The sequence below is a fragment of the Pandoraea sp. NE5 genome (genome assembly GCF_024363545.1).
Lineage (GTDB): Bacteria > Pseudomonadota > Gammaproteobacteria > Burkholderiales > Burkholderiaceae > Pandoraea > Pandoraea cepalis.
Map to the genome: position 1 here is coordinate 3,160,733 of NZ_AP025517.1, position 20,380 is coordinate 3,181,112.

General features: G+C 65.2%; 15 protein-coding genes and 2 pseudogenes. 10 read left to right on the plus strand and 7 right to left on the minus strand.

Going from position 1 to position 20,380, the window contains the following annotated elements:
- The first annotated feature begins 165 nt into the window (after positions 1–165).
- The 4 genes and pseudogenes from PanNE5_RS14445 to PanNE5_RS14460 all read left to right on the plus strand — a co-directional run bounded on the left by PanNE5_RS14445 (position 166) and on the right by PanNE5_RS14460 (position 4,716).
- Positions 166–2,712, plus strand: coding sequence for a heavy metal translocating P-type ATPase (locus tag PanNE5_RS14445; protein ID WP_017234188.1), 2,547 nt, complete (start codon positions 166–168; stop codon positions 2,710–2,712).
- A 174-nt stretch (positions 2,713–2,886) separates the two neighbouring features.
- Entirely contained in the window at positions 2,887–3,705 is an 819-nt protein-coding gene (locus tag PanNE5_RS14450; RefSeq protein ID WP_261938204.1) for an endonuclease/exonuclease/phosphatase family protein, read from the plus strand.
- Positions 3,702–4,091: pseudogene (gene cueR / locus PanNE5_RS14455) on the plus strand (Cu(I)-responsive transcriptional regulator); the annotation flags it as partial. The gene PanNE5_RS14450 and the pseudogene cueR, both read left to right, overlap by 4 nt.
- Before the next feature lie 484 nt (positions 4,092–4,575).
- Positions 4,576–4,716, plus strand: coding sequence for a DUF3563 family protein (locus tag PanNE5_RS14460; RefSeq protein WP_017234185.1), 141 nt, complete (start codon positions 4,576–4,578; stop codon positions 4,714–4,716).
- Positions 4,717–4,959: 243 nt separating this feature from the next.
- On the opposite strand, the gene PanNE5_RS14465 is transcribed toward PanNE5_RS14460, so the two are convergent.
- A complete protein-coding gene (locus tag PanNE5_RS14465) occupies positions 4,960–5,424 on the minus strand; it encodes a DUF995 domain-containing protein (RefSeq protein ID WP_261938205.1) in 465 nt (154 codons plus the stop codon).
- An 83-nt stretch (positions 5,425–5,507) separates the two neighbouring features.
- Positions 5,508–5,696, minus strand: coding sequence for a hypothetical protein (locus tag PanNE5_RS23065; RefSeq protein WP_410007590.1), 189 nt, complete (start codon positions 5,694–5,696; stop codon positions 5,508–5,510).
- A gap of 128 nt (positions 5,697–5,824) precedes the next feature.
- Here PanNE5_RS23065 and PanNE5_RS14475 point away from each other — a divergent pair, with 128 nt between their 5' ends.
- On the plus strand, positions 5,825–6,301 hold the full coding sequence (locus PanNE5_RS14475; RefSeq protein ID WP_017234183.1) for a DUF1348 family protein: 477 nt from the start codon (positions 5,825–5,827) through the stop codon (positions 6,299–6,301).
- A gap of 58 nt (positions 6,302–6,359) precedes the next feature.
- Here the strand turns inward: PanNE5_RS14475 and PanNE5_RS14480 are convergent, their stop codons facing one another.
- Positions 6,360–7,670, minus strand: a complete 1,311-nt coding sequence (locus tag PanNE5_RS14480) for an Nramp family divalent metal transporter (RefSeq protein ID WP_261938206.1) — start codon at positions 7,668–7,670, stop codon at positions 6,360–6,362.
- A 19-nt stretch (positions 7,671–7,689) separates the two neighbouring features.
- Here PanNE5_RS14480 and imuA point away from each other — a divergent pair, with 19 nt between their 5' ends.
- The 5 genes and pseudogenes from imuA to PanNE5_RS14505 all read left to right on the plus strand — a co-directional run bounded on the left by imuA (position 7,690) and on the right by PanNE5_RS14505 (position 14,092).
- On the plus strand, positions 7,690–8,688 hold the full coding sequence (gene imuA / locus PanNE5_RS14485) for a translesion DNA synthesis-associated protein ImuA (RefSeq protein WP_261938207.1): 999 nt from the start codon (positions 7,690–7,692) through the stop codon (positions 8,686–8,688).
- The gene (locus PanNE5_RS14490) at positions 8,618–10,156 is read left to right on the plus strand and encodes a Y-family DNA polymerase (RefSeq protein WP_261938208.1); all 1,539 of its coding nucleotides are present in this window, start codon (positions 8,618–8,620) and stop codon (positions 10,154–10,156) included. Before imuA ends, PanNE5_RS14490 begins: the two co-directional genes overlap by 71 nt.
- 21 nt (positions 10,157–10,177) lie before the next feature.
- On the plus strand, positions 10,178–13,486 hold the full coding sequence (locus tag PanNE5_RS14495) for an error-prone DNA polymerase (RefSeq protein ID WP_261938209.1): 3,309 nt from the start codon (positions 10,178–10,180) through the stop codon (positions 13,484–13,486).
- A 33-nt stretch (positions 13,487–13,519) separates the two neighbouring features.
- A pseudogene (locus PanNE5_RS14500) lies at positions 13,520–13,717 on the plus strand (type II toxin-antitoxin system RelE/ParE family toxin); the annotation flags it as partial.
- Positions 13,718–13,780: 63 nt separating this feature from the next.
- Positions 13,781–14,092: a HigA family addiction module antitoxin gene (locus PanNE5_RS14505; protein ID WP_017231791.1), complete on the plus strand. Its 312-nt coding sequence runs from the start codon at positions 13,781–13,783 to the stop codon at positions 14,090–14,092.
- A 61-nt stretch (positions 14,093–14,153) separates the two neighbouring features.
- Here the strand turns inward: PanNE5_RS14505 and PanNE5_RS14510 are convergent, their stop codons facing one another.
- The 4 genes from PanNE5_RS14510 to PanNE5_RS14525 all read right to left on the minus strand — a co-directional run bounded on the left by PanNE5_RS14510 (position 14,154) and on the right by PanNE5_RS14525 (position 20,311).
- Positions 14,154–15,524, minus strand: a complete 1,371-nt coding sequence (locus tag PanNE5_RS14510; RefSeq protein ID WP_017231792.1) for a nucleobase:cation symporter-2 family protein — start codon at positions 15,522–15,524, stop codon at positions 14,154–14,156.
- 431 nt (positions 15,525–15,955) lie between these two features.
- Positions 15,956–17,464 carry an HDOD domain-containing protein gene (locus PanNE5_RS14515; protein WP_017231793.1) on the minus strand — a complete coding sequence of 503 codons (1,509 nt, stop codon included), beginning with the start codon at positions 17,462–17,464 and terminating at the stop codon, positions 15,956–15,958.
- A gap of 18 nt (positions 17,465–17,482) precedes the next feature.
- A complete protein-coding gene (locus PanNE5_RS14520) occupies positions 17,483–19,204 on the minus strand; it encodes a putative bifunctional diguanylate cyclase/phosphodiesterase (RefSeq protein ID WP_198288636.1) in 1,722 nt (573 codons plus the stop codon).
- Positions 19,205–19,558: 354 nt separating this feature from the next.
- Positions 19,559–20,311, minus strand: coding sequence for an aspartate/glutamate racemase family protein (locus tag PanNE5_RS14525; protein WP_083902162.1), 753 nt, complete (start codon positions 20,309–20,311; stop codon positions 19,559–19,561).
- Between the last annotated feature and the right edge of the window lie 69 nt (positions 20,312–20,380).

A 20,380-nucleotide genomic window follows, 5' to 3' on the forward strand; every position in this document is an offset into this window, starting at 1 on the left:
GCCCAGACGCAGCCCAAACCCGAGCGGTTCCGGGCGCGCTATCGTAATAAATGACGAGACTGTCATGGGATGGTGTGCGGCAGATTGACGCTGGCGGCTTGACCTTCCCTTCATGGAAAGGTCTATGCTTCGACGCATGATGACAGTCCTCCTGGAGACCCTGAAATGATTCGGAACTGGTCGGTCGGTATCGAAGGCATGACCTGCGCCTCATGTGTGACGCGGGTTGAGAAGGCATTGCGGCGCGCGCCGGGCGTGGCCAGCGCCAACGTCAATCTCGCGACCGAGACGGCGGCCGTGGAAGCTGCGCCCGGCGTGACGCCCGCGGCTCTGCTTGGCGCGGTCGAGACGGCCGTCAACGACGCGGGATACCAGGTGGCGGAGCAATCGTTCGAGTTGGCGATTGGCGGCATGACCTGCGCATCGTGCGTGGGGCGTGTGGAGAAGGCCCTTCGTCAGGTGCCCGGTGTGGTCGAGGCAAACGTGAACCTGGCGACGGAGCGTGCCGCCGTGCGCGGGGTGCGTGGCGTCGTCGACGTGGCGGCGCTCACCGCTGCCGTGGAGCAGGCGGGATACGAGGCGTCGCCAGTCACGGACCCCGCGCAGGCGGCCGCATCCCACGAAGGTCCGGCGTGGTGGCCGGTTGCCGTGGCGGCGGTCTTGTCCCTGCCGTTGTTGTTGCCAATGCTGCTCGAACCCTTCGGCATTCATCTGATGCTGCCGCCGTGGGTGCAATGGTTGCTCGCCACACCGGTGCAGTTCTGGCTCGGGGCGCGCTTCTATCGGGCGGGGTACAAAGCGGTGCGCGCCGGTAGCGGCAATATGGATTTGCTGGTGGCATTGGGCACGTCGGCCGCCTATGGGCTGAGTCTTTACGAATGGTGGCGTGCCCCGGCGCACGGCATGACGCACCTGTATTTCGAAGCGGCGGCCGTGGTCATCACGCTGGTGCTGCTTGGCAAGTGGCTGGAAGCGCGGGCAAAGCGTCGCACCGTGGAAGCGATTCGTGCGCTGGCGGCCTTGCGTCCCGAGACCGCGCGCGTGTTGCGCGATCCGCAGGGCGCGGCGAGCGAGGTGACGGTGCCGCTGGGCCAAGTGAAGGTCGGCGACTGGGTGGTGGTGCGCGCCGGTGAACGGGTGCCTGTCGACGGCGTCATTCGCGAGGGGGCGAGCCAGCTCGACGAGTCGTTGCTGACCGGCGAACCGTTACCGATCGAAAAAGCGGCCGGCGACAAGGTCGTTGGCGGCTCGATCAACGGCGCCGGTACGCTGCGGGTGGAGACGACGGCGGTCGGCGCCGATACGGCGCTGGCCCGCATCATTCGCATGGTCGAAGATGCGCAGGCGGGCAAGGCGCCGATCCAGCGCGCCGTCGATCGGGTGGCCGCGGTGTTCGTGCCGGTGGTGGTGCTGGTCGCCGTCGTGACGCTGGTCGTTGGCTGGGGGCTCGGCATCGGCCTGGAGACAGCGCTGCTCAATGCGGTGGCAGTGCTGGTCATCGCGTGCCCGTGTGCGCTGGGCCTGGCAACGCCTGCCGCGATCATGGTGGGCACTGGGGCGGCGGCACGGCAGGGCATTCTCATCAAGGATGCCGAAGCGCTCGAACTGGCGCACCGCATCCGCGTCGTGGCGTTCGACAAGACGGGCACGTTGACCGAGGGCAAGCCGCGCCTCGTGGCACACCTGCCGGTGACGGGGGTGCGTGCCGATACCTTGCTGCGATGGGCCGCGGCGGTGCAGTCGGGCAGTTCGCATCCGCTGGCGAAGGCGGTCACGACCGCCGCAGCGGAAGCCGGGGTGACCTCGGCGGTGCCGACGGCATTCGACATCGCTGCGCTGCCGGGGAGAGGGATGCGGGCACGTATCGAGGAAGTTGGGGAGGGTGGGGGTGTTGGGGGCGTCGAGAACGCGGGCGCCTCGCGCAACGGTCATACGCTGCAGCTGGGGAACGCGCGGTTGCTTGAGGAGTTGGGTGTCTCGGAAGGGGCGCTGGCTCACGAGGCAGCGCGTCTGGCGGCCGAGGGACGTACCGTCTCGTGGCTGGTCGAGACTTCAGGGGAGGGCGCAAATGTCGAGGCACCGGCGCGCTTGCTTGGGCTGTTGGCGTTCGGTGACACGCTCAAGGCCACGGCGCGGCCGGCCGTCGACCGCTTGCATGCGCTGGGCGTGCGTTGCGTGATGGTGACCGGCGACAACGCGGGGAGCGCCAAGGCGGTCGCCGACGCGTTGGGACTCGACGAGGTGCATGCCAACGTGCTGCCGGAGCACAAGGCGGCGGTGATCGCGCAACTCAAGCGTGACGGCGTGGTCGTAGCGATGGTGGGCGACGGCATTAACGACGCCCCAGCGTTGGCCGCGGCCGACGTCGGCATCGCGATGGGCTCGGGTACCGACGTGGCCATGCAGACGGCGGGCATCACACTCATGCGCGGCGATCCGCTGCGGGTGGCCGATGCCATCGATGTGTCGCGTCGCACCTGGTCGAAGATTCGCCAGAACCTCTTTTGGGCGTTCGCGTACAACGTGGTCGGGATTCCGCTGGCGGCGTTCGGGCTGTTGAGCCCGGTGATTGCGGGGGCGGCGATGGCGCTCAGCAGCGTGAGTGTGGTGAGCAACGCGTTGCTGCTGCGGCGCTGGCGTTCATCGGCGACGCAAGACGTCAGTGCCGGCGCTGCCGCCAAGATTGGCGAGGCCCGCAGCGCGAGTGCTTGAGGGCGGTTTGCCCGGGCACAAGGCGAACGGCGCATAATGAATTTGTTAGAGGCACGCGCGGTCGGCGACTGCCCGATGCGTTGCCTGAATTTTTAATTGACTTGAAATTCGTCGAAAGCGGCATCATTTGATTGGTATCGTCTGCCTTCCGGCGCGGAATGAATCCTGCCGAACATGAATAGCCTCCATATCGCAAGTTACAACATCCACAAGGGCTTTTCCGCATTCAACCGTCTGCGTGTTCACGAACTGCGTGCCGGCTTGGAAGGGCTTGCGCCGGATCTGGTCTTCTTGCAGGAAGTGCAGGGCCTGCATCAGGGGCATGCGGTGCGTCACAGGAATTGGCCGGTGCAGCCGCAACACGAGTTTCTGGCCGGCGCCATGTGGCGCGATCACGCGTATGGGCGCAATGTCGTCTATGAACAGGGGCATCATGGCAATGCGATTCTGAGCCGTTATCCGATCGTCAGGTCGGACAACCACGACATCACAACCTATAGTTTTGAGAAGCGCGGCATGCTTCACTGCGAGATTGCCGTGCCGGGTCTGAAGCAGCCGCTGCATTGCCTGTGTGTGCATTTGTCGTTGGCCGGACATGGTCGCCGTCGCCAGTTCGAAATGTTGACGGAGCGTGTGGCCGACGCTATTCCCGCCGATGCGCCGTTGATTATCGCGGGTGACTTTAATGACTGGAGCAATCAGGCAGACCGGTTGCTGGCGGAACGCTTGGCGCTGACCGAGGTGTTTCAGAACCGCGGGGGGCGTCCGGCGCGCAGTTTTCCGAGCGGATTGCCGCTTTTACGACTTGACCGCATTTACGCACGAGGCTTTCATATCGAAGGGGCGCAGGTTTTACACGGGCGTCCCTGGTCACGGATTTCCGATCATTCACCGATCAGCGCCCGACTTGTGCCGTCGGACGTCAACAGGACGATGAGCGGTTCCTCCACTCCCGTCGTTCAACCCTCGTTCCCCCCAGTGAGGCAGCCATGAACATCGGACAAGCGGCGCAGGCCAGCGGCGTCACGGCCAAGATGATCCGGTACTACGAAAGTATCGGCCTGATGCCCCCGAGTCCCCGCTCCGAGGCGGGTTACCGGCGATATGGCGAGCCGGATCTCCATCTGCTTCGCTTCATTCGCCAGGCGAGGCGGCTGGGTTTTGGGATCGATCAGATCCGTCAACTGCTGGCACTATGGCAGGATCGAGACCGATCCAGCGCGCAGGTGAAGGCGTTGGCGCAAACCCATGTCGATGAACTCAACCAACGCATCGGTGAATTGGTGGCCATGCGCGACACGCTCTCTCATCTCGCCATGCACTGTCACGGTGATGATCGTCCAGACTGCCCGATACTCGAGGGGATCGCTGCCGCTGACCTTCCCGGTGACCTGGGCGGCAAGGGGGCGCGTTTCGCGAGCGCGATAGCGTCGTGCGGTCCGGCGCAGTCGGCCACAGCCTCAGACGCCGCAACCGGCACCGATGCCCCGGCGTCGGCAGGCGGCTCGGTCAGTGACAGCGAGGGGCAGATCCGTCACGTCCCCCAGTCCTAACACATGAAGCCGACATGACCGGCTGACGCCCGATATCCCCTATGACGCGCCGCAATGACGGCGCTTTTTTTGTTTCCTGAATTTTGATTCGCCCGCTGCGACAGCATGCCGCAGCGGGTGTTGCGTTACGTCGACAGCCGAATATGTATTTGATTTTAAATAGAATTTTCACGAATTGACTGGATTCGAAGTGAGCCTCTAGCAGATTTTTGATGTTTTTCGCAAATAGAGGCTAACCCTTAACGGGAAAACCCTATACAATGCGAAGCACTGCTGCAATGCAGCACACTAAATGAATTGGAGAAACATCATGGTTGCCGCCCTGTTTGAAGTCGTGAACACTTGGTTTGAAACGGCTGAGCGTCGTCGTCGCGAAGCGTTCCTGGCTGAGTCGAAGGACATCATTGAGTTGGAACAACGTATCCGCGCGCTCGAAACCGCCGGTTACTAAGCAAGTTTGTAGCAAGTCCCTCCGGACGAACGGTCGTCGCTGGCGCAATCAGGCAAGTCGATCGTCACAGCGGGCGATCCCCGTCATCCATGCGATGGCGTGCGACGGCGCCCAACCGTGAGTCCGGATGCCAATCCCTGCGGTTTCGGGGTTGGCGAGTGCAAGCCCGCCACTTTGGCGGGCTTTGTCGTTAATGTCCTGCCCTTTCGTCCTTCGCTTTCGCCGTACCCCGGCGGAACGTGTCTATTTCTCGATTCTGAACTCGGTGGCGAGCGCCGCGCCGTTGGCGAGCGAGGTCACACCGTAGTACTTGTCACCGACCTTGAACATGAAGCGGCACCAGTTCTCGGTCATCGCGCGCCATTCGAGGTTCACGCAATACGAACCGTTGTCGTTGACCGACCACGTGCCGGTGGCGTGAGCGACCTGGTTCGCGCGGCTACCCGACCCGATGCTGCCCTTGTTGTCGCTCGTGGCATTGAGCGACCCATTGGTGTCGTTGATCCATTTGCGCGTACTGCCGTTGTTGGCGAGGTTGGTGATGTGCGCGCCGGGCATGAGCGAGCGCAATTCGTCGACACTGAGTTGCTGACCGCTGGCACTCTTGATATCGGAGAGATGCATCGGGTCCGCGTGGGCGAACGACGACAGTGCGAGCAGGCCGGTAGCAAGGAATGCCGTGGCGGGGGAAGTGAAGCGGCGGACCATGATGACTCCCGGACGAAGCCTGCCAATGTTGCGTGCAGGCCGACGGAACACGCGTCGCGATCGGTCGTGCGTGCCGTCAGACGTTATCGTCCCGCATTGAGACGCGGTGTCGCTATCGGTCCAGATGATGCGCTATTACTATAGGCGACAAGCGGGCGTCTGCACAGATGCGTGCCGTCCGGGGCGCGCGGTGAGCAACCCATCGCCTCGTCCCCGAAGATCTCGCGCAGCTTGGCCGGACTGACCTGGTGGATGTCGCCGGCTACGGTCAGGTCGTTCTGGCGGAACGACTCGTCGTCGTGTTAGTGCGTCGACGGAGGTATGCGCGCCGCTGCGCCAAGCGCAGCTTGGCGATACACTCGCACGGCTTTCCCCTCATACTTTCGATAGGAGTGTTGTCATGGCCGACAGTGAAGCCCGCCCGCCGTTTCCGCCATTCACGCGTGAGACTGCAATTCAGAAGATTCGTATGGCCGAGGACGGCTGGAACTCGCGCGATCCTGCACGGGTTGCGTTGGCCTATACGGTCGACAGCCGCTGGCGCAATCGGGCCGAATTTCCGCGTGGCCGTGAACAGATCGTCGAATTCCTGACGCGTAAATGGCAACGCGAACTCGACTACCGGCTAATCAAGGAACTGTGGGCGTTTACCGAGAATCGCATCGCGGTGCGGTTCGCTTACGAATGGCGAGACGATTCGGGCAGTTGGTTCCGTTCGTATGGCAACGAAAACTGGGCGTTCGACGCGCAAGGGCTCATGGCTGAGCGCCATGCCAGCATCAACGACTCGCGCATCACCGAAGGCGAGCGCCTGTTCCATTGGCCGCAGGGACGCCGTCCCGACGATCATCCGGGATTGACCGAACTCGGGCTGTAAAGCCGGCGGGCATGGCGACGATGACGCTGACGCGCGTCGCGTCGCCGTTTGCGCGACCTCAGTCCAACCCGACGATGAGCAGCAGGTTAGTGGCGGTGATGACCGCGAAGAGGCCCCACGCGAGCGCCTGTGCGGGACGCCCGAGCGTGTTGCCGTTCATCACGCGCGGGTCGCTCACCGAGCGGATGAGCGGCCACATGGCGAACGGTAGTTGCAGACTGAGCAGCACCTGACTCCATACCAGCAGCTTGCCCACGGCGCCGTCGCCGAGCCACAGCACGCCGATCAGCGCGGGCACGAGCGCCAGCCCGCGCGTGATCAGACGACGCTGATAGCAGGGGATCCGGGCGTGCAGAAATCCGTCCATGATGACTTGCCCGGCGATCGTCCCGGTGAGCGTGGAACTTTGTCCCGACGCAAGCAGGGCGATGCCGAACAGGAAGGCCGCGGCGCCGCCCGCAAGCGGCGTGATGAGCCGATATGCCTGCTCGATATCGGTGACGTTGGTCTGGCCGCTGGCGTAAAATACCGAACCCGCCAGTATCAGAATGGCCGCATTCACGCACATGGCGAGCGCGAGCGAGACCCATGTGTCGATGCGCACCAGCGCGAGGGTGTCGCGCACGTCGCCGCGTTTGCCGCCGACCACCCGCCGCGTCTGCACGACCGACGAATGCAGGTACAGATTGTGCGGCATGATCGTGGCACCGACGATGCCGAGCGCCAGCACGAGGGCATCGTGCCGGTCGTGGCTGGGCGCACCCGGCATGAGACCGGCGGCCACCGCATGCCAATCGGGCGGCACCATGGCCACTTGCGCGACGAAGCACAGCGCCATCGTGCCGATCAAGCCGAAGACAATGGCTTCGATCTGACGGAAGCCTTTGCCCTGCAGGCCGAGCACGATCATCGTGTCGAGCGCGGTGAGGACGATGCCCCAGGCGATCGGCACCCCCAGCAATAGCTTGAAGGCGAGCGCACAGCCCAGGACTTCGGCGATATCGCAGGCGACGATCGAGATCTCGGCGGTGATCCACTGGACGAGTCGTCCCGCCCGCCCGTAGCGCTCGTAGCTCGCCTGCGCGAGGTCGCGCCCGGCGACCAGTCCCAGCCGGGCAGCGAGCATCTGGAGAAAGATGGCGGCAAGGCTGGAGAGCGCCACCACCCAGAGCAGCGAATAGCCGAATTGCGATCCGGCCTGGATGTCCGTCGCCCAGTTGCCGGGGTCCATATAGCCGATGGCGACGAGCAGGCCCGGGCCGGCAAAACGCTTGAGTTTGATCCAGCGGGGTTCGCGTGCGTCGATGACGATGCTGCCTTTGACTTCGGAAGGACAGAAGGGCGCAGTGGCGGTGGTCGGCAGCGGCATGAGAAAAGGAGATCGGTCGATGACGCCAACGGTAGCCGGGCCGGCGCCTGCCCGCAAGCGCGATCATGGCGGCGGCAAGGTCACGGATATCACGGCGGTGGCAGATGAACTGTTATACTGTACATTCATACAGTATTTTGGGTGCGCGATGACCCTGCCACTTTCCTCTTTGCCTGCCGGGCTGTGGCGCGCCAGTGAACTGGCGCATTGCCACCGTGCTGGCCACACCACGGGTTTTGCCGCGCTGGACGCCGAGCTGCCCGGCGCCGGGTGGCCGCATGGTGCGGTGACGGAGTTGCTGAGCGAGCGTCCGGGCATCGGTGAATGGCGGTTGCTGGCCCCGACGCTACGCGATCTCACGCAGGCGGGCCAGCCGGTGATGGTGATTGCGCCGCCGATGCTGCCATATGCCCCGGCGCTGGCGGGATGGGGCATCGATCTGCGCTGGCTCAGTGTCGTGATGCGTCCGGTGAGTCCGGCACGTCAGGCGCCTCGGGCGCGCGGCACACGCGGCCTGAAGGCGGAGGATCGCGACATGCTCTGGTGTGCCGAGCAGGCCCTCAAAAGCGCGTGCTGCGGGGCGGTGCTCACCTGGCTTCCGGCCGCGACGCCCGAGCAGATCCGGCGGCTTCAGGTCGCGGCCGGTGGCGGCGAGACGCTGACCTGGGTGGTGCGAGGGCCCGCCGCCGTCGCGACCGCCTCGGCGGCACCGTTGCGACTGGGGCTTGCCGTTGGGCCGGGGAGTCGTCTCGGCGTGCAGTTTCACAAGCGGCGGGGGCCGCCGCGTCTCGAACCGCTCTGGCTGACGTTGCCCGCGCCGTATGCGCATGTCTCGCAACCGGTGACGGGCGCGGCCGACGATGCGCGGCCGGGGCCTGTCGGGCCTGGTCCGGCACCTTCGTCCACACCGTCCACGGTGCCTTTGGTTTCTGTTTCCGGAGTCTCGCATGGCTTGCTGGATCGCCCTGCATCTGCCCTATCTGGCGCTCGAGATCGCCTCTCCGCTCACACCGGCTGACACGCTGACCGACACAACGGTTGTGCTGGCGCAGTCGCGTGTCTGGCAGGCGAGTGAGGCGGCGCAGGCAGCCGGCGTGCAACCCGGCATGCGCCGTGGCGGCGTGCTGGCGCTATTGCCGCAGGCACGATTCCACGATCGCGACGAAGCGGCCGAGACGGTCGCGCTCGAGGCGCTGGCGCTGGCCTTGCTGCGCTTCGGCCCCGACGTTGCGATCGCCTCGCCACAATGCGTGCTGATCGACGTGGCACCGAGCCTGCGCCTGTTTGGCGGTCTGGCATCGCTGGCGGCGCAGGTGTTTGAGAGTGCCGAGGCGCTCGGGCACCGGGCGTCGTTGGGCCTTGCCGCCACGGCCAGCGCGGCGGCGTTGCTCGCGCGTGCCGGTACTCCTTGTGGGTCGCTGCGGTTGCCACCGACACCACCGACGCCGATGACGCTGCCGCAATCCCTCGATTCCCGCTCGGTCGCCTTGTTGCCCGAGGCGCAGCCGTGGCTCGACTGGCTCGCGCAAATCGGCTGTGCGACGTTGGGCGAACTGCGCGCGCTGCCTGCGGCGGGCGTGAGGCGCCGCTGCGGTGCGGAACTGCCCGCTGCGCTTTCCCGGGCCTATGGCGAGACGCCGGAAGCCCCCGCCTGGTATCGCGCCCCGCCCCATTTCGAGGCGATGCTGCCGCTGCCGTCGCTCACGCATGACGTGGACGTGCTGCTCTTCGGTCTGCGCCGTCTGCTCGCCCAACTCACGGGATGGCTGGCCGCCGGGCAACTGGCCACGCGCGCGCTCGCGCTGGTGCTCGAGCATGAGCCGCTCGGGCGGCAAACGCTGGCACCGACGCGTTTCGACATCCGTCTTGCCGAAGCGAGTGCGGCGCCCGCGCACTTGCTGTCGTTGTGCAAGGAGCGGCTGGCCCGCTCGCCACTGGTGGCCCCGGTGCTGACGTTGCGGCTCGATGTCACGCAGACGGCGCCCCATGTGCCGCAAAGCGGCTCGCTCCTGCCGGAGCCGGGCCGCGCCCGGCAGGATTTTGTGCAACTGATGGAGCGTGTGGCGGCGCGGTTGGGCGACGAGCACGTGCGGCGTTTGCAGGTGCGTGGCGATCACCGGCCCGAGGCGGCGTTCGTCAGCTTGCCGTATGGGGCGTCCGGCAATCCTTCCCATGCCTCCCACGGCACGATGTCCGGCGCGGTCGGTCATCGGCCCGATGGCGAGTCCCTGTTGCCGCCGCGCCCGGCGTGGCTGCTCGATGTACCGCAGCGCCTCGGCGTACGTCAGGAGCGCCCGTGGCGGCAGGGGCCGCTACAACTGATGAGCGGTCCTGAGCGTATCGAAGCCGGCTGGTGGGAGCCAGGCACCGTCACGCGCGACTACTTCATTGCGGCCGATATCACGGGGGCGTTGTTGTGGGTGTTTCGCGAGCGGCCCGTGAATGGGGCGGATGCCGCGTGGTACTTGCATGGCCTGTTCGGCTGAGTCCGGCGGGTCCGCTGTGCGATGAATGTCGACGATTTCCTGCCGTGGCAAGGCCCGACCGAAGGGCTGGCCGCCAATGATGAGCGTGCCGACGCGGCCGGCGCCGATCCGGCGGCGCCCCCCGATCCGCGTGCGGCCGACGACGGCAGCCTGCCTGCCTATGCCGAACTGCACTGCCTGTCGAATTTCTCGTTCCAGCGTGGCGCGTCGCATCCGGAGGAACTGATCGCGCGGGCCGCGCACCTGGGCTACACCGCGCTGGCGATGACCGACGAGTGCTCGCTGGCCGGTGTCGTTCGCGCACTGGCCGAGGCGGTGCAGTATCCGTCGGTGTCGTTGATCGTGGGCAGCGAGTTTCGTCTGACGCCCGAGGACAGCGCAGCCGCGCTGGGCAGTGTGCATCTGGTCGCGCTTGCGCAGCACCGCGAAGGCTACGGCAATCTTTCCGAGATGATTACACTCGGTCGCATGCGCGGCCCGAAGCGCGGTTATCGGTTGCACGCGCGAGACTTCAGCGCGCCGGCAACCGGGCAGGCGCATCTGCGGGGTCTGCCGGGGTGCCTGATGATCCTGGTGCCGGAGACCGGCGCGAGTCCCGAGCGCACGCTGGCCCAAACCCGCTGGGCGGCACAGACGTTCGGCGAAGGACGCGTGTGGCTCGCGCTCGAACGCCATCACCGAGCCGACGACGACGCGCATCTGGCCCGGCTGCGGGCGATCTCCGCCGAGTGCGACGTGCCGCTCGTCGCCACCGGCCATGTCCTCATGCATGTGCGCTCGCGCAAGCCGTTGCAGGACACGCTCACCGCCATTGGACTGGGCAAGCCGGTGCAGGCCTGCGGATTGGCGCTCGCCGCCAATGCGGAGCAGCATCTACGCACGCGGTTGCGGCTCGCGTGGCTCTATCCGCCGGACGCGCTGGCGCAAACGATTGCCATCGCCTCGCGTTGCCATTTCGATCTGCGCAGCCTGCGTTACGAGTATCCCGAGGAACTGGTGCCCGCCGGGCATACGCCGGTGACGTATTTGCATCAGGAAGTCGAGGCCGGCGCGGCGCGGCGCTATCCGAACGGGGTACCGCAGAAGGTGCGTCGTCTCATCGAAAGCGAACTGACGCTGATCCGGGAGCTGGCGTACGAGCCGTATTTCCTGACGGTCTACGACATCGTGCGTTTCGCCCGCAGCCAGAACATCCTGTGCCAGGGGCGCGGGTCGGCGGCCAACTCGGCGGTGTGCTATTGCCTGGGAATCACGGCGGTCAATCCTGACGAGGTGCAGGTGCTGTTCGGGCGTTTTCTGTCGAAGGAGCGCAACGAGCCGCCCGATATCGATGTGGACTTCGAGCATCAGCGGCGCGAAGAGGTGATCCAGTACATCTACGACAAGTACGGCACCGACCGGGCGGCGCTGGCTGCGACGGTGATTTCGTATCGCATGCGCAGTGCGGTGCGCGACACGGGGCGGGCGCTGGGCATCGATCTGTCGATTGTCGAGCAGGTCGCGCAGAGTCAGCAGTGGTGGGACGGTCGCGAGAATCTGCTCGCGCGCATGGCGGCACAAGGGTTGTCGCCCGACGCCCCGACCACGCGGCTATGGGCGGATCTGGTCGCCCGGCTGATCGGCTTTCCCCGGCATTTGTCGCAGCACGTGGGCGGTTTCGTGATTTCGCGCGACAAGCTCTCGCGCCTGGTGCCGATTGCGCCGGCGGCGATGGACAAGCGTTACGTCATTCAGTGGGACAAGGACGATATCGAGACGCTCAAGCTGCTCAAGGTCGATGTGCTGGCGCTCGGCATGCTGAGCGCGTTGCGCCGCACGCTCGATCTGCTGGGGGAATGGCGCGGTGAGCCGATCTCGCTGGCGGACATTCCGCGCGACGATCCGGCGACGTACGGCATGATTCGTCGTGCCGATACCGTGGGTGTCTTCCAGATCGAGTCGCGTGCGCAGATGAGCATGTTGCCGCGCTTGAAGCCGGACAAGTTCTACGACCTGGTGATCGAGGTGGCGATCGTGCGGCCGGGGCCGATTCAGGGCGGGATGGTGCATCCGTATCTGCGTCGCAAGCAGGGCAAGGAGGACGTGGTCTATCCGCGCGAGGAGATCAAGGCGGCGCTCGAGCGCACGCTGGGCGTGCCGATCTTTCAGGAGCAGGTGATGCAGATCGCGATGATCGCCGCCGATTTCTCGGCCGGCGATGCCGATCAGTTGCGTCGTTCGATGGCGGCCTGGAAACGCAAGGGCGGGCTCGAGAAATTCCAGACCCGCATTATCGACGGGATGCTGAAAAACGGCTATCCGCGCGAGTTTGCCGAGGCCATCTGCCGCCAGATCGAGGGCTTTGGCGAGTACGGTTTTCCGGAGAGTCATGCGGCAAGCTTCGCACTGCTCGCCTATGCGAGTGCGTGGCTCAAGTGTCATGCACCGGAGATGTTCCTGTGCGGGTTGCTCAACAGTTTGCCGATGGGATTCTATTCGGCGTCGCAGCTGGTGCAGGATGCGCGACGGCATCATGTCGAGGTGCGCGCGGTCGACGTTTGCGTGAGCGATGTCGAGTCGCGTCCCGAGGCGCGCATCGGGCGGTACGGCAATGCCCGCCGGCCGGCGGTGCGGCTAGGGCTGTCGCTGGTCAAGGGCTTGTCCGACGACGGGGCGCGCGCGATCGAGCGTGCGCGTCGGCAGCGACCGTTTACCGACATCGACGATCTGACCGCGCGGGCTGCGTTGTCACGTCGGGACCTCGACGCCCTGGCGGCTGCCGACGCGCTGTCGGCGTTGCTCGGCGGTCGGCGGCAGGCGCGCTGGGCGGTCGCCGCATGGCAGCCACCCACGCCGCTGCTGGGGGCGACGGTGCTGCGCGACGCGGTGCCGGGCAGTGCCGACGAGCAGGTGGCGCTGCCGCCGATGGCCGAGGGGCAGGACATCGTGGCCGATTACGCAAGCACGGGGCTGACGCTGCGGCGTCACCCGCTGCTGCTGTTGCGCGAGACGCTCACCCGGATGCGGGTGCGAACGGCGAGGGATTTGCAGACCGAGGGCGTGCACGGGCGCCGGGTGCGCACGGCGGGCATTGTGACGGGACGGCAGCGCCCGGGCACGGCCAATGGCACGGTCTTCGTCTCGCTGGAAGACGAAACGGGCGTCATCAACGTGATTGTCTGGCCCGATCTGGTCGAATCGCAGCGCACGGCGTTGCTGGCGTCGTCCTTATTGGGGGTGGAAGGGGTATGGCAACGCGAGGAGCGCGTGACCCATCTGGTGGCGCATCGTCTGGTCGATCTCTCGTCGATGCTCGGCGAACTCACGATCTCGAGTCGGAACTTTCACTAAGGGGACTTCGATAGGATGGGGTGTCTCCGGCCCCCCGCCATGCGCAAGCTTCAGCAATTGCATGCCGCCGCGACACTCGCTTTCTCGCGCGCACTGCCGGGTAACCGGCTCGAGGCGCTGAGAGGAAATCGCCTGGGGCAGTACAGCATTCGTATCAACGATCAGTGGCGCTTGTGTTTTCGCTTCGACGCGGGCAACGCCTCGGACGTCGAGATCGTGGATTACCACTGATCGGATGGGCGGGCGCGTTCCGATAATTCTGCGGATTCTGCTAAAGGTCGACGGAGGCCGAAGATGACCCGACAAGTACCCCTGGCGACGCCGGGCGAGATTCTCGCGCAGGACTGGCTGGGCCCGATGGGGCTTTCTCAATATGCGCTGGCGAGGGCCATTGACGTGCCGCCTCGCCGCATCAACGAAATTGTCCTGGGCAAGCGTGCGATTACCGTCGATACGGCGCTGCGCCTGGGGGCGTTCTTCGGCGTGGATGCACAGAGCTGGCTCAATCTGCAAAATCAGTACGATGCCGAGATCGCACGCGCCAACATGGCCGATGTGCTGCGCGACATCAAGCGACGTGCCCGGGATCTTCTCGCTACGGCGTGATGCTCCCCCCAACGACACGTCAGCCGTTGCCGTCGCGCGTCGACGGATGTCATGCCATTGCTCAATGCGCGGCGTCGGCCTGCTTGCCGGCCGCTTGCGCGAGGGCGCTCGCTTCGGCTTCGCTGCGCAGGCCGTTGAAGTGCGCGTTGAGCAGCACCGCGCTGATCGACGCGAGCAGAATGCCGCTGTGGAAGAACGGGGCGAGTGCATGCGGCAGTTTCATGAAGAACTTGTCCGACGCCACCGGAATCATCCCCACGCCAATACTGATCGCGATGATGTACAGGTTGTAACGATTCTTCGACAGGTCCACCGTCGAGAGAATCTTCACCCCCGTGGCCGTCACCATGCCGAACATCACGATGCCCGCGCCCCCCAGCACGAACTGCGGCACCGACGCCACCACGTGTGCCACCTTCGGAAACAAGCCCAGCGCGATCAGGATCAGGCCCCCCATGGCACACACCCAGCGGCTCTTCACCCCGGTCACGCCGACCAACCCCACGTTCTGCGAAAACGAGGTGTAGGGGAACGTGTTGAAGATGCCACCGATCATCGTGCCCAGCCCATCGACGCGCAAGCCGCGCACCAGCGTCTTCCTGTCGACCGGACGGCCGACAATGTCGCCCACCGCCAGGAACATGCCGGTCGATTCGATGAACGTCACGAGCATGACCAGCGTCATCGTCGCAATGGCAACCGGATCGAAGCGTGGCACGCCGAAATGGAACGGCATGACGAAGCCGAACCACGGCGCGTCGGATACGCCCGCAAACGACACTTTGCCCAGCGCCATCGCCACGATCGTGCCGAACAGAATGCCCAGCAGCACCGCAATGTTGGCGAAGAAGCCGCGCACGTACTTGGTGATGAACAAAATGCACAGGAGCACGGCGAACGACACGCCCAGATAGAGCGGATTGCCGTAATCGGGATTGCCGAAGCCGCCCGCCGCCCAGTTGATGCCCACGCCCATGAGGGAGATCCCGATCACCGTGATGACGGTCCCGGTCACCACCGGTGGGAACAGCCGCAGCAGCTTGCCGATGAGCGGTGCCATCAGAATGCCGATCAGGCCCGAGGCAATGGTCGCGCCATAGATATCGAGTAACCCGAGATCGGGATTCGTGCCGATGGCGATCATCGGCGTGACGGCGGTAAACGTCACCCCCATCATGATCGGCAGACGCAAGCCGAAGATCCACAGGCCGAGTGTCTGGATCAAGGTGGCGATCCCGCAGGCGAACAGATCGGCGTTGATCAGAAACGCGACCTGATCGACCGACATGTGGAGCGCACCGCCGACGATCAACGGTACCGCCACCGCCCCCGCATACATCACCAGTACGTGTTGCAGTCCCAGCGTGAACAACTTGGGGAGCGGCAGGCGCTCGTCGACCGGATGCACCGGTGCAGCAGCAGATTGCGTCATGTCTTCTCCTGGTCCGACGGTACGAATCGATTTACATGGTGGAACCGAGCGTAAATTTTTTACCGAGGCGCAGCGAGTGCCGTCAAAAATGCAGAGCGGATGGTGTGGGGTGCGTCGTGCTCGCCCCCCGGCGGGGCGTCATGGAGAAAAATTGAGGCATCGTGACAGGGTACGCCGGTTGGCGCCGCAGCGGGCGACTTCCCGGAAAGCCTTACGACGTATGGCTCAGACGTTGCGGGGGCGTGACAGGCGGGAGGGGCCGCGAAGCGTTCGGACGCGTGCGAATCGTACCGAGCTGTGCGGCGGCCGTTGGCCGCGCGCCGAGGATCATATCGAATCCGCAATACTAAAGATTGCAACTGACGTATGAATCTCGGCGACAGTGCGATACCGGGATATCGCCCCGCCACAACGCCGTAAGGCGGCGCGGCTCAGCGTGTGCCGGTTGTGCCGGAGGCCTTGCGGGCGAGCATATCGCCGGCATTGGCGGTAATGCCCGCGCCACCGCTTTGCTGTGCCACGCTATCGAGCTTGCTGGAGATCTCGTTGCCCATGTGCTGCAGGAATTCCAGCTCCTTCGCGCCGATGCCTCCCGCGCACAGCGTGCCGCCCCAGTCGCCGTAAAGCAGTGCCACGGTCTGGTTACGTTGGCGAACTGGCAGCAGGAAGAACGACTTCACGTTCGAGAAATGCTCACGGTGCCACATCGGAATACGCGGCACGATACGCGGCTCGCGAGCGTTGTCGATCAGAATCGCGCGGCCGTTGGTCAGAGCCAGATGGAAGACGTCCGGTTCGAAGGCTTCGGGGAACGACAGGCCCAGCGCGGGCTGCACGTCGCGGCCGATGCCGAAGCGCAGCTCGAACGACTTGCCCGCCGGCACGCGCACGAAGGCCGCGCAGTTGGCGAAACCCAGCGACTGCATGATCGCTTCGAGCGTCAGGTTGAGCAGACCGACCGCGTCGGTCTCGCCCGTGGCGGCCCGCACTTCCGAGAGACCGTCTGCCAGACGTCGCGCCGAGTCCAGCGGCTTGCCCGCCGGCGGCTGGCGCGTGCTCGACGCCTTGGTGCTGATCGCAATGAATTCCTGGTGGCTCGTGTCGCGCACCATTTCTTCGCCCACGGACACCACGTCTCGCACGTCCAGCGCGAGACGGTCGGCATAGCGCTCCGCCAATTCGGCCAGACGCTCCGGGTCGGCCCCGCGCGTGAGTTCCGTCACCATCTCGTTGGACATGTTCGCCACCGCACACAGCCAATCGCTATGCGAGAGCGGGGCGTCGCCCTCCAGATCGATCGGACGCATGCTCGTCGCGATCGACTCCGGCAAGCCCCACTTGCGGGCCGCCGCTTCGGCCAACTCCGGGAACGAGATGGCGAGCACCTGTTCGCAGGCGTCGCTGTCGCTGATGCCTTGCGCTGCGGCGAGGGTCTGGATTTCCCCCCATTCGGCCGGGAAGCAATAGGTCACGAGCAGTCGTGCGACATGGTGCAGCAAGGTGCAGACTACGGCTTCCTCGCCGTCGCGAATGCCATTCTTGGCGGTGATGTCACGGGCGAACGCCCCGGCGAGCGTGGCGCGCGCAAGTTCGCGGGCCATGTCGTCGCGCTGTGCGGCGACTTCACCGAAACCCTCGAGCAGTTTCAGGCTCAGGGCGAGGTGGCCGATCGTGTCGACACCGAGAATCATGATGGCGCGCGAGACCGTCGTCACGTTGCAGCCGAACGGCGCATACATGGCGGAGTTGGCCAGGCGGATCACTTTCTGGGTGAGGGCGAAGTCGGATAGCACCGACGCCGCCAGGTCGGCCGTGCTCGTGCTCTCGCTTTGCATGGCGCTCACGATGCCGCTGACGGAGCGCTGCAGCGACGGAAATTCGCCGCGCTCAGCCAGGCGCTGCCACAACAATTCGAGCGTTTTTTCTTTGGTCAGGCTCATGGTAGCGGGGTTATCCGGTCAGTGGCCGGCATCCACATTGAGACGCCCGCTCGCAAAGGCCGCCTCCAGTTCTCCCGCAGGCAGGGCCTTCGACACCAGCCAGCCCTGGATGGAATGGCAGCCGCGCTCGATCAGCATCTGCCGTTGTTCTTCTGTCTCGACCCCTTCGGCGACCGCCGACAGCCCCAGCTCACGCGCCAGTCCCAGGACTGCCGTCACAATCGTACGGTCATTCGATGACGTGGGCATGTCTTTCACGAAGCTGCGGTCGATCTTGAGCGCGGAGAGCGGGAAACGCTTGAGGTATCCCAGGCTCGAGTAGCCCGCGCCGAAATCGTCGACGGAGAAGCGCACGCCCAGCGTTTGCAACTCGCGCAGCACCAGATTGGCCTGTTCCGGGTCGCGCATCAGGACGCTCTCGGTAATTTCGAGCACCAACCGGTGCCCTTCCACGCCCGAATCGGCAATCGCTTGCCAGACCAGGCTCGGGAACGACGGATGGTGAAATTGCTGTGCCGAGACGTTGACCGACATGTACAGCCCGTCGAGCCGGGTGCGATCCCAGCGCGCGAGCTGCATGCAGGCGGCGCGTAACGCCCAGCCGCCCAGCAGGTTGATCAGGCCATTGGCCTCGGCCAGCGGAATGAATTCGTTCGGTGACACCGGGCCGAGCGCGGGATGCCAGCGCATGAGCGCCTCGACACCCTTCACGTTCAGCGAGATCGGATCGCAGATCGGCTGGTAGTGCAGGCTGAATTCGCCATTGTGAATCGCCTCGAACATTGCCGATTCGAGCGAGAACGCCTTGCGGTGCAAGTCGCCCAGATCGTCCGTATAGACGAACAGACCGTTACGGCCGCGATCCTTCGCGCAGTACATGGCGGCGTCGGCGTGCTTGATCAGCAGGCCGGCCGAGTCGCCATGGCGCGGATAAAACGACACGCCGATGCTCGTGGTGAGGTGCAGCAACTTGTCGCCAATCTGGAACGGTTGCTGCACCGCCGAGAGCAGGCGCTTCATGATGCCGCCAAGCGCCTGTTCGTCGTCGCAGCCGGGCAGCACGAGCACGAACTCGTCGCCGCCCATGCGCGCGGCCATGTCCGTCTCGCGGATCTGCGCGATCAGGCGTTGGCCAGCGTCGCACAGGAGCTGATCGCCCACGTCGTGGCCGAGCGAGTCGTTGACCTTCTTGAAGCCGTCCAGGTCGAGCAGGGCGACGGCAAAGTTCGGCCCGCCTTCACGCGCGTGCTGGATGGCTTCGGTAATGCATTGATGAATGTACTGACGATTCCCCAGCCCGGTCACCGCATCGCGCACCGCCAGATCGGACAGGCGTGCTTCGTTTTCCTTGAACGCGGTGATGTCCTCGCCGTGCACGACGAACGTTGCGCTCGTTCCGGCGATACGGGGCGTGTACTGGGCAATGCGCAGACGCATCCAGACCCGGTCCGTCAGACCGCGCAGCAGGCGCACGGTGCACTGCTGGGGACCGAGCATCTGGGCGGCGGAGAAGGCATCCTGCAGCGTCGGCACATCTTCGATACCGGTCAGCTCGAAGAGCGTGGCGTGATCGGTGTACTCGCGCGAATATTCCAGCAGGCGCAGGGAGGCTTCGGCAATGAAAAGGAAACGGCCGTCGGCAGCAACGTGCGCCGAGAGGCCGCCGGTCAGCTCGACCAGCGCCCGGGACAATGCCGGGGCCGGCACCGCGGCGTGAGCCTCGGCGATTGCCGATGCCAAGGTCGAAGGTTCGACCAAAGGGACGCCGGCGGGGAGTCGATCTGAACTCATTGTTGTTGTCTGTGCATGCATCACGTCGAGCGCGCTGCGACCCATGTGCTTCCCCGTTCAGGCAAACGCGCTCATGGCCGAACCTTGGTCCGGCAGGTGTCCGATGGATTGTGGGCCATTATAGCCAAAGACGCCAGCGAATTTGGTAGCGGGAATCCCCGATTCATGCCACTTTCCACACGTTTTCTCGCGTAGGTTTTTTTCTGACAAGGCGATCGGGGATTATTCCTGCGCGGCGGCTGGCCTGCCGCCGGTATTTCCTTGGAATTGCCCGTCAGATGGCACTTCCGCACATCGGGACATTCACTGGCGCGATTTTCCCGTGGGCGTCTCGTGCGCGAGCGACCAGGCGATGCAGGCGCGCGCGAGGGCGGCCGAGGCGTCCAGGCCGAAGCGGCCCAGCGGTGTTTCACAGGTGGCCAGCGCCACCGGGATTTCCGTACAGCCGAGAATGACGCGTTGCGCGCCGGCTGCCAGCAGGGTCTCCAACGCCATGGCCAGGGCCTCGCCGCCGCGACGATTCTCCCCGGCCTTGGTCAGCCGGATGCCTTCGTTCACGAGCGCCTGGTGCGCAAGCGGTTCGGCAACCTGAACGAAACGATAGCCCAGCGCTTCGAGCCGTGGCCGGTAGACGTTGGCGTGGTGGGTGCCTTCGGTGGCCATCAGGCCGATGAGCGCGCCCGGCGCGACGCATTGGGCCAGCTCGCCCGCGACGGCTTCGACCACATCGAGCACCGGCAGCCGGGTTCGATGACGCAGTGCGTCAAGCCAGGCATGGGCCGTGTTGCAGGCAATGGCAATGCAGCCAACGCCGGACTGCTCCAGCGCGTGAACGCCGTCGAGCATACCGTCCAGCGGTGAAGCACCGTCGCGCAATAGCGCCTCGGTGCGGTCGGGGATCTGGGGAACCGAGTAGAGAATGAACGGGATGTGATCCTGATCGCGGTGGGCCGGATGTTGATCGACGATCTTGCGGCAGAGGTCGATGCCGGCGGCGGGGCCCATGCCGCCGAGGATGCCGAGCGTGGCGTGCGAGTTCATGGTGATGACCATCATTCAACGGGAACGGCAAACATCGGGATCGCGCGCGAGGGCAGGGGCCGTGGCCCCGCCCCGCACGGCGTC

Coding starts and splice junctions, on each gene's coding strand:
- PanNE5_RS14445 (WP_017234188.1), top strand. CDS start 166: ATGATTCGGAACTGGTCGGTCGGTATCGAAGGCATGACCTGCGCCTCA.
- PanNE5_RS14450 (WP_261938204.1), top strand. CDS start 2,887: ATGAATAGCCTCCATATCGCAAGTTACAACATCCACAAGGGCTTTTCC.
- PanNE5_RS14460 (WP_017234185.1), top strand. CDS start 4,576: ATGGTTGCCGCCCTGTTTGAAGTCGTGAACACTTGGTTTGAAACGGCT.
- PanNE5_RS14465 (WP_261938205.1), bottom strand. CDS start 5,424: ATGGTCCGCCGCTTCACTTCCCCCGCCACGGCATTCCTTGCTACCGGC.
- PanNE5_RS14475 (WP_017234183.1), top strand. CDS start 5,825: ATGGCCGACAGTGAAGCCCGCCCGCCGTTTCCGCCATTCACGCGTGAG.
- PanNE5_RS14480 (WP_261938206.1), bottom strand. CDS start 7,670: ATGCCGCTGCCGACCACCGCCACTGCGCCCTTCTGTCCTTCCGAAGTC.
- imuA (WP_261938207.1), top strand. CDS start 7,690: ATGACGCCAACGGTAGCCGGGCCGGCGCCTGCCCGCAAGCGCGATCAT.
- PanNE5_RS14490 (WP_261938208.1), top strand. CDS start 8,618: ATGGCTTGCTGGATCGCCCTGCATCTGCCCTATCTGGCGCTCGAGATC.
- PanNE5_RS14495 (WP_261938209.1), top strand. CDS start 10,178: ATGAATGTCGACGATTTCCTGCCGTGGCAAGGCCCGACCGAAGGGCTG.
- PanNE5_RS14505 (WP_017231791.1), top strand. CDS start 13,781: ATGACCCGACAAGTACCCCTGGCGACGCCGGGCGAGATTCTCGCGCAG.
- PanNE5_RS14510 (WP_017231792.1), bottom strand. CDS start 15,524: ATGACGCAATCTGCTGCTGCACCGGTGCATCCGGTCGACGAGCGCCTG.
- PanNE5_RS14515 (WP_017231793.1), bottom strand. CDS start 17,464: ATGAGCCTGACCAAAGAAAAAACGCTCGAATTGTTGTGGCAGCGCCTG.
- PanNE5_RS14525 (WP_083902162.1), bottom strand. CDS start 20,311: ATGATGGTCATCACCATGAACTCGCACGCCACGCTCGGCATCCTCGGC.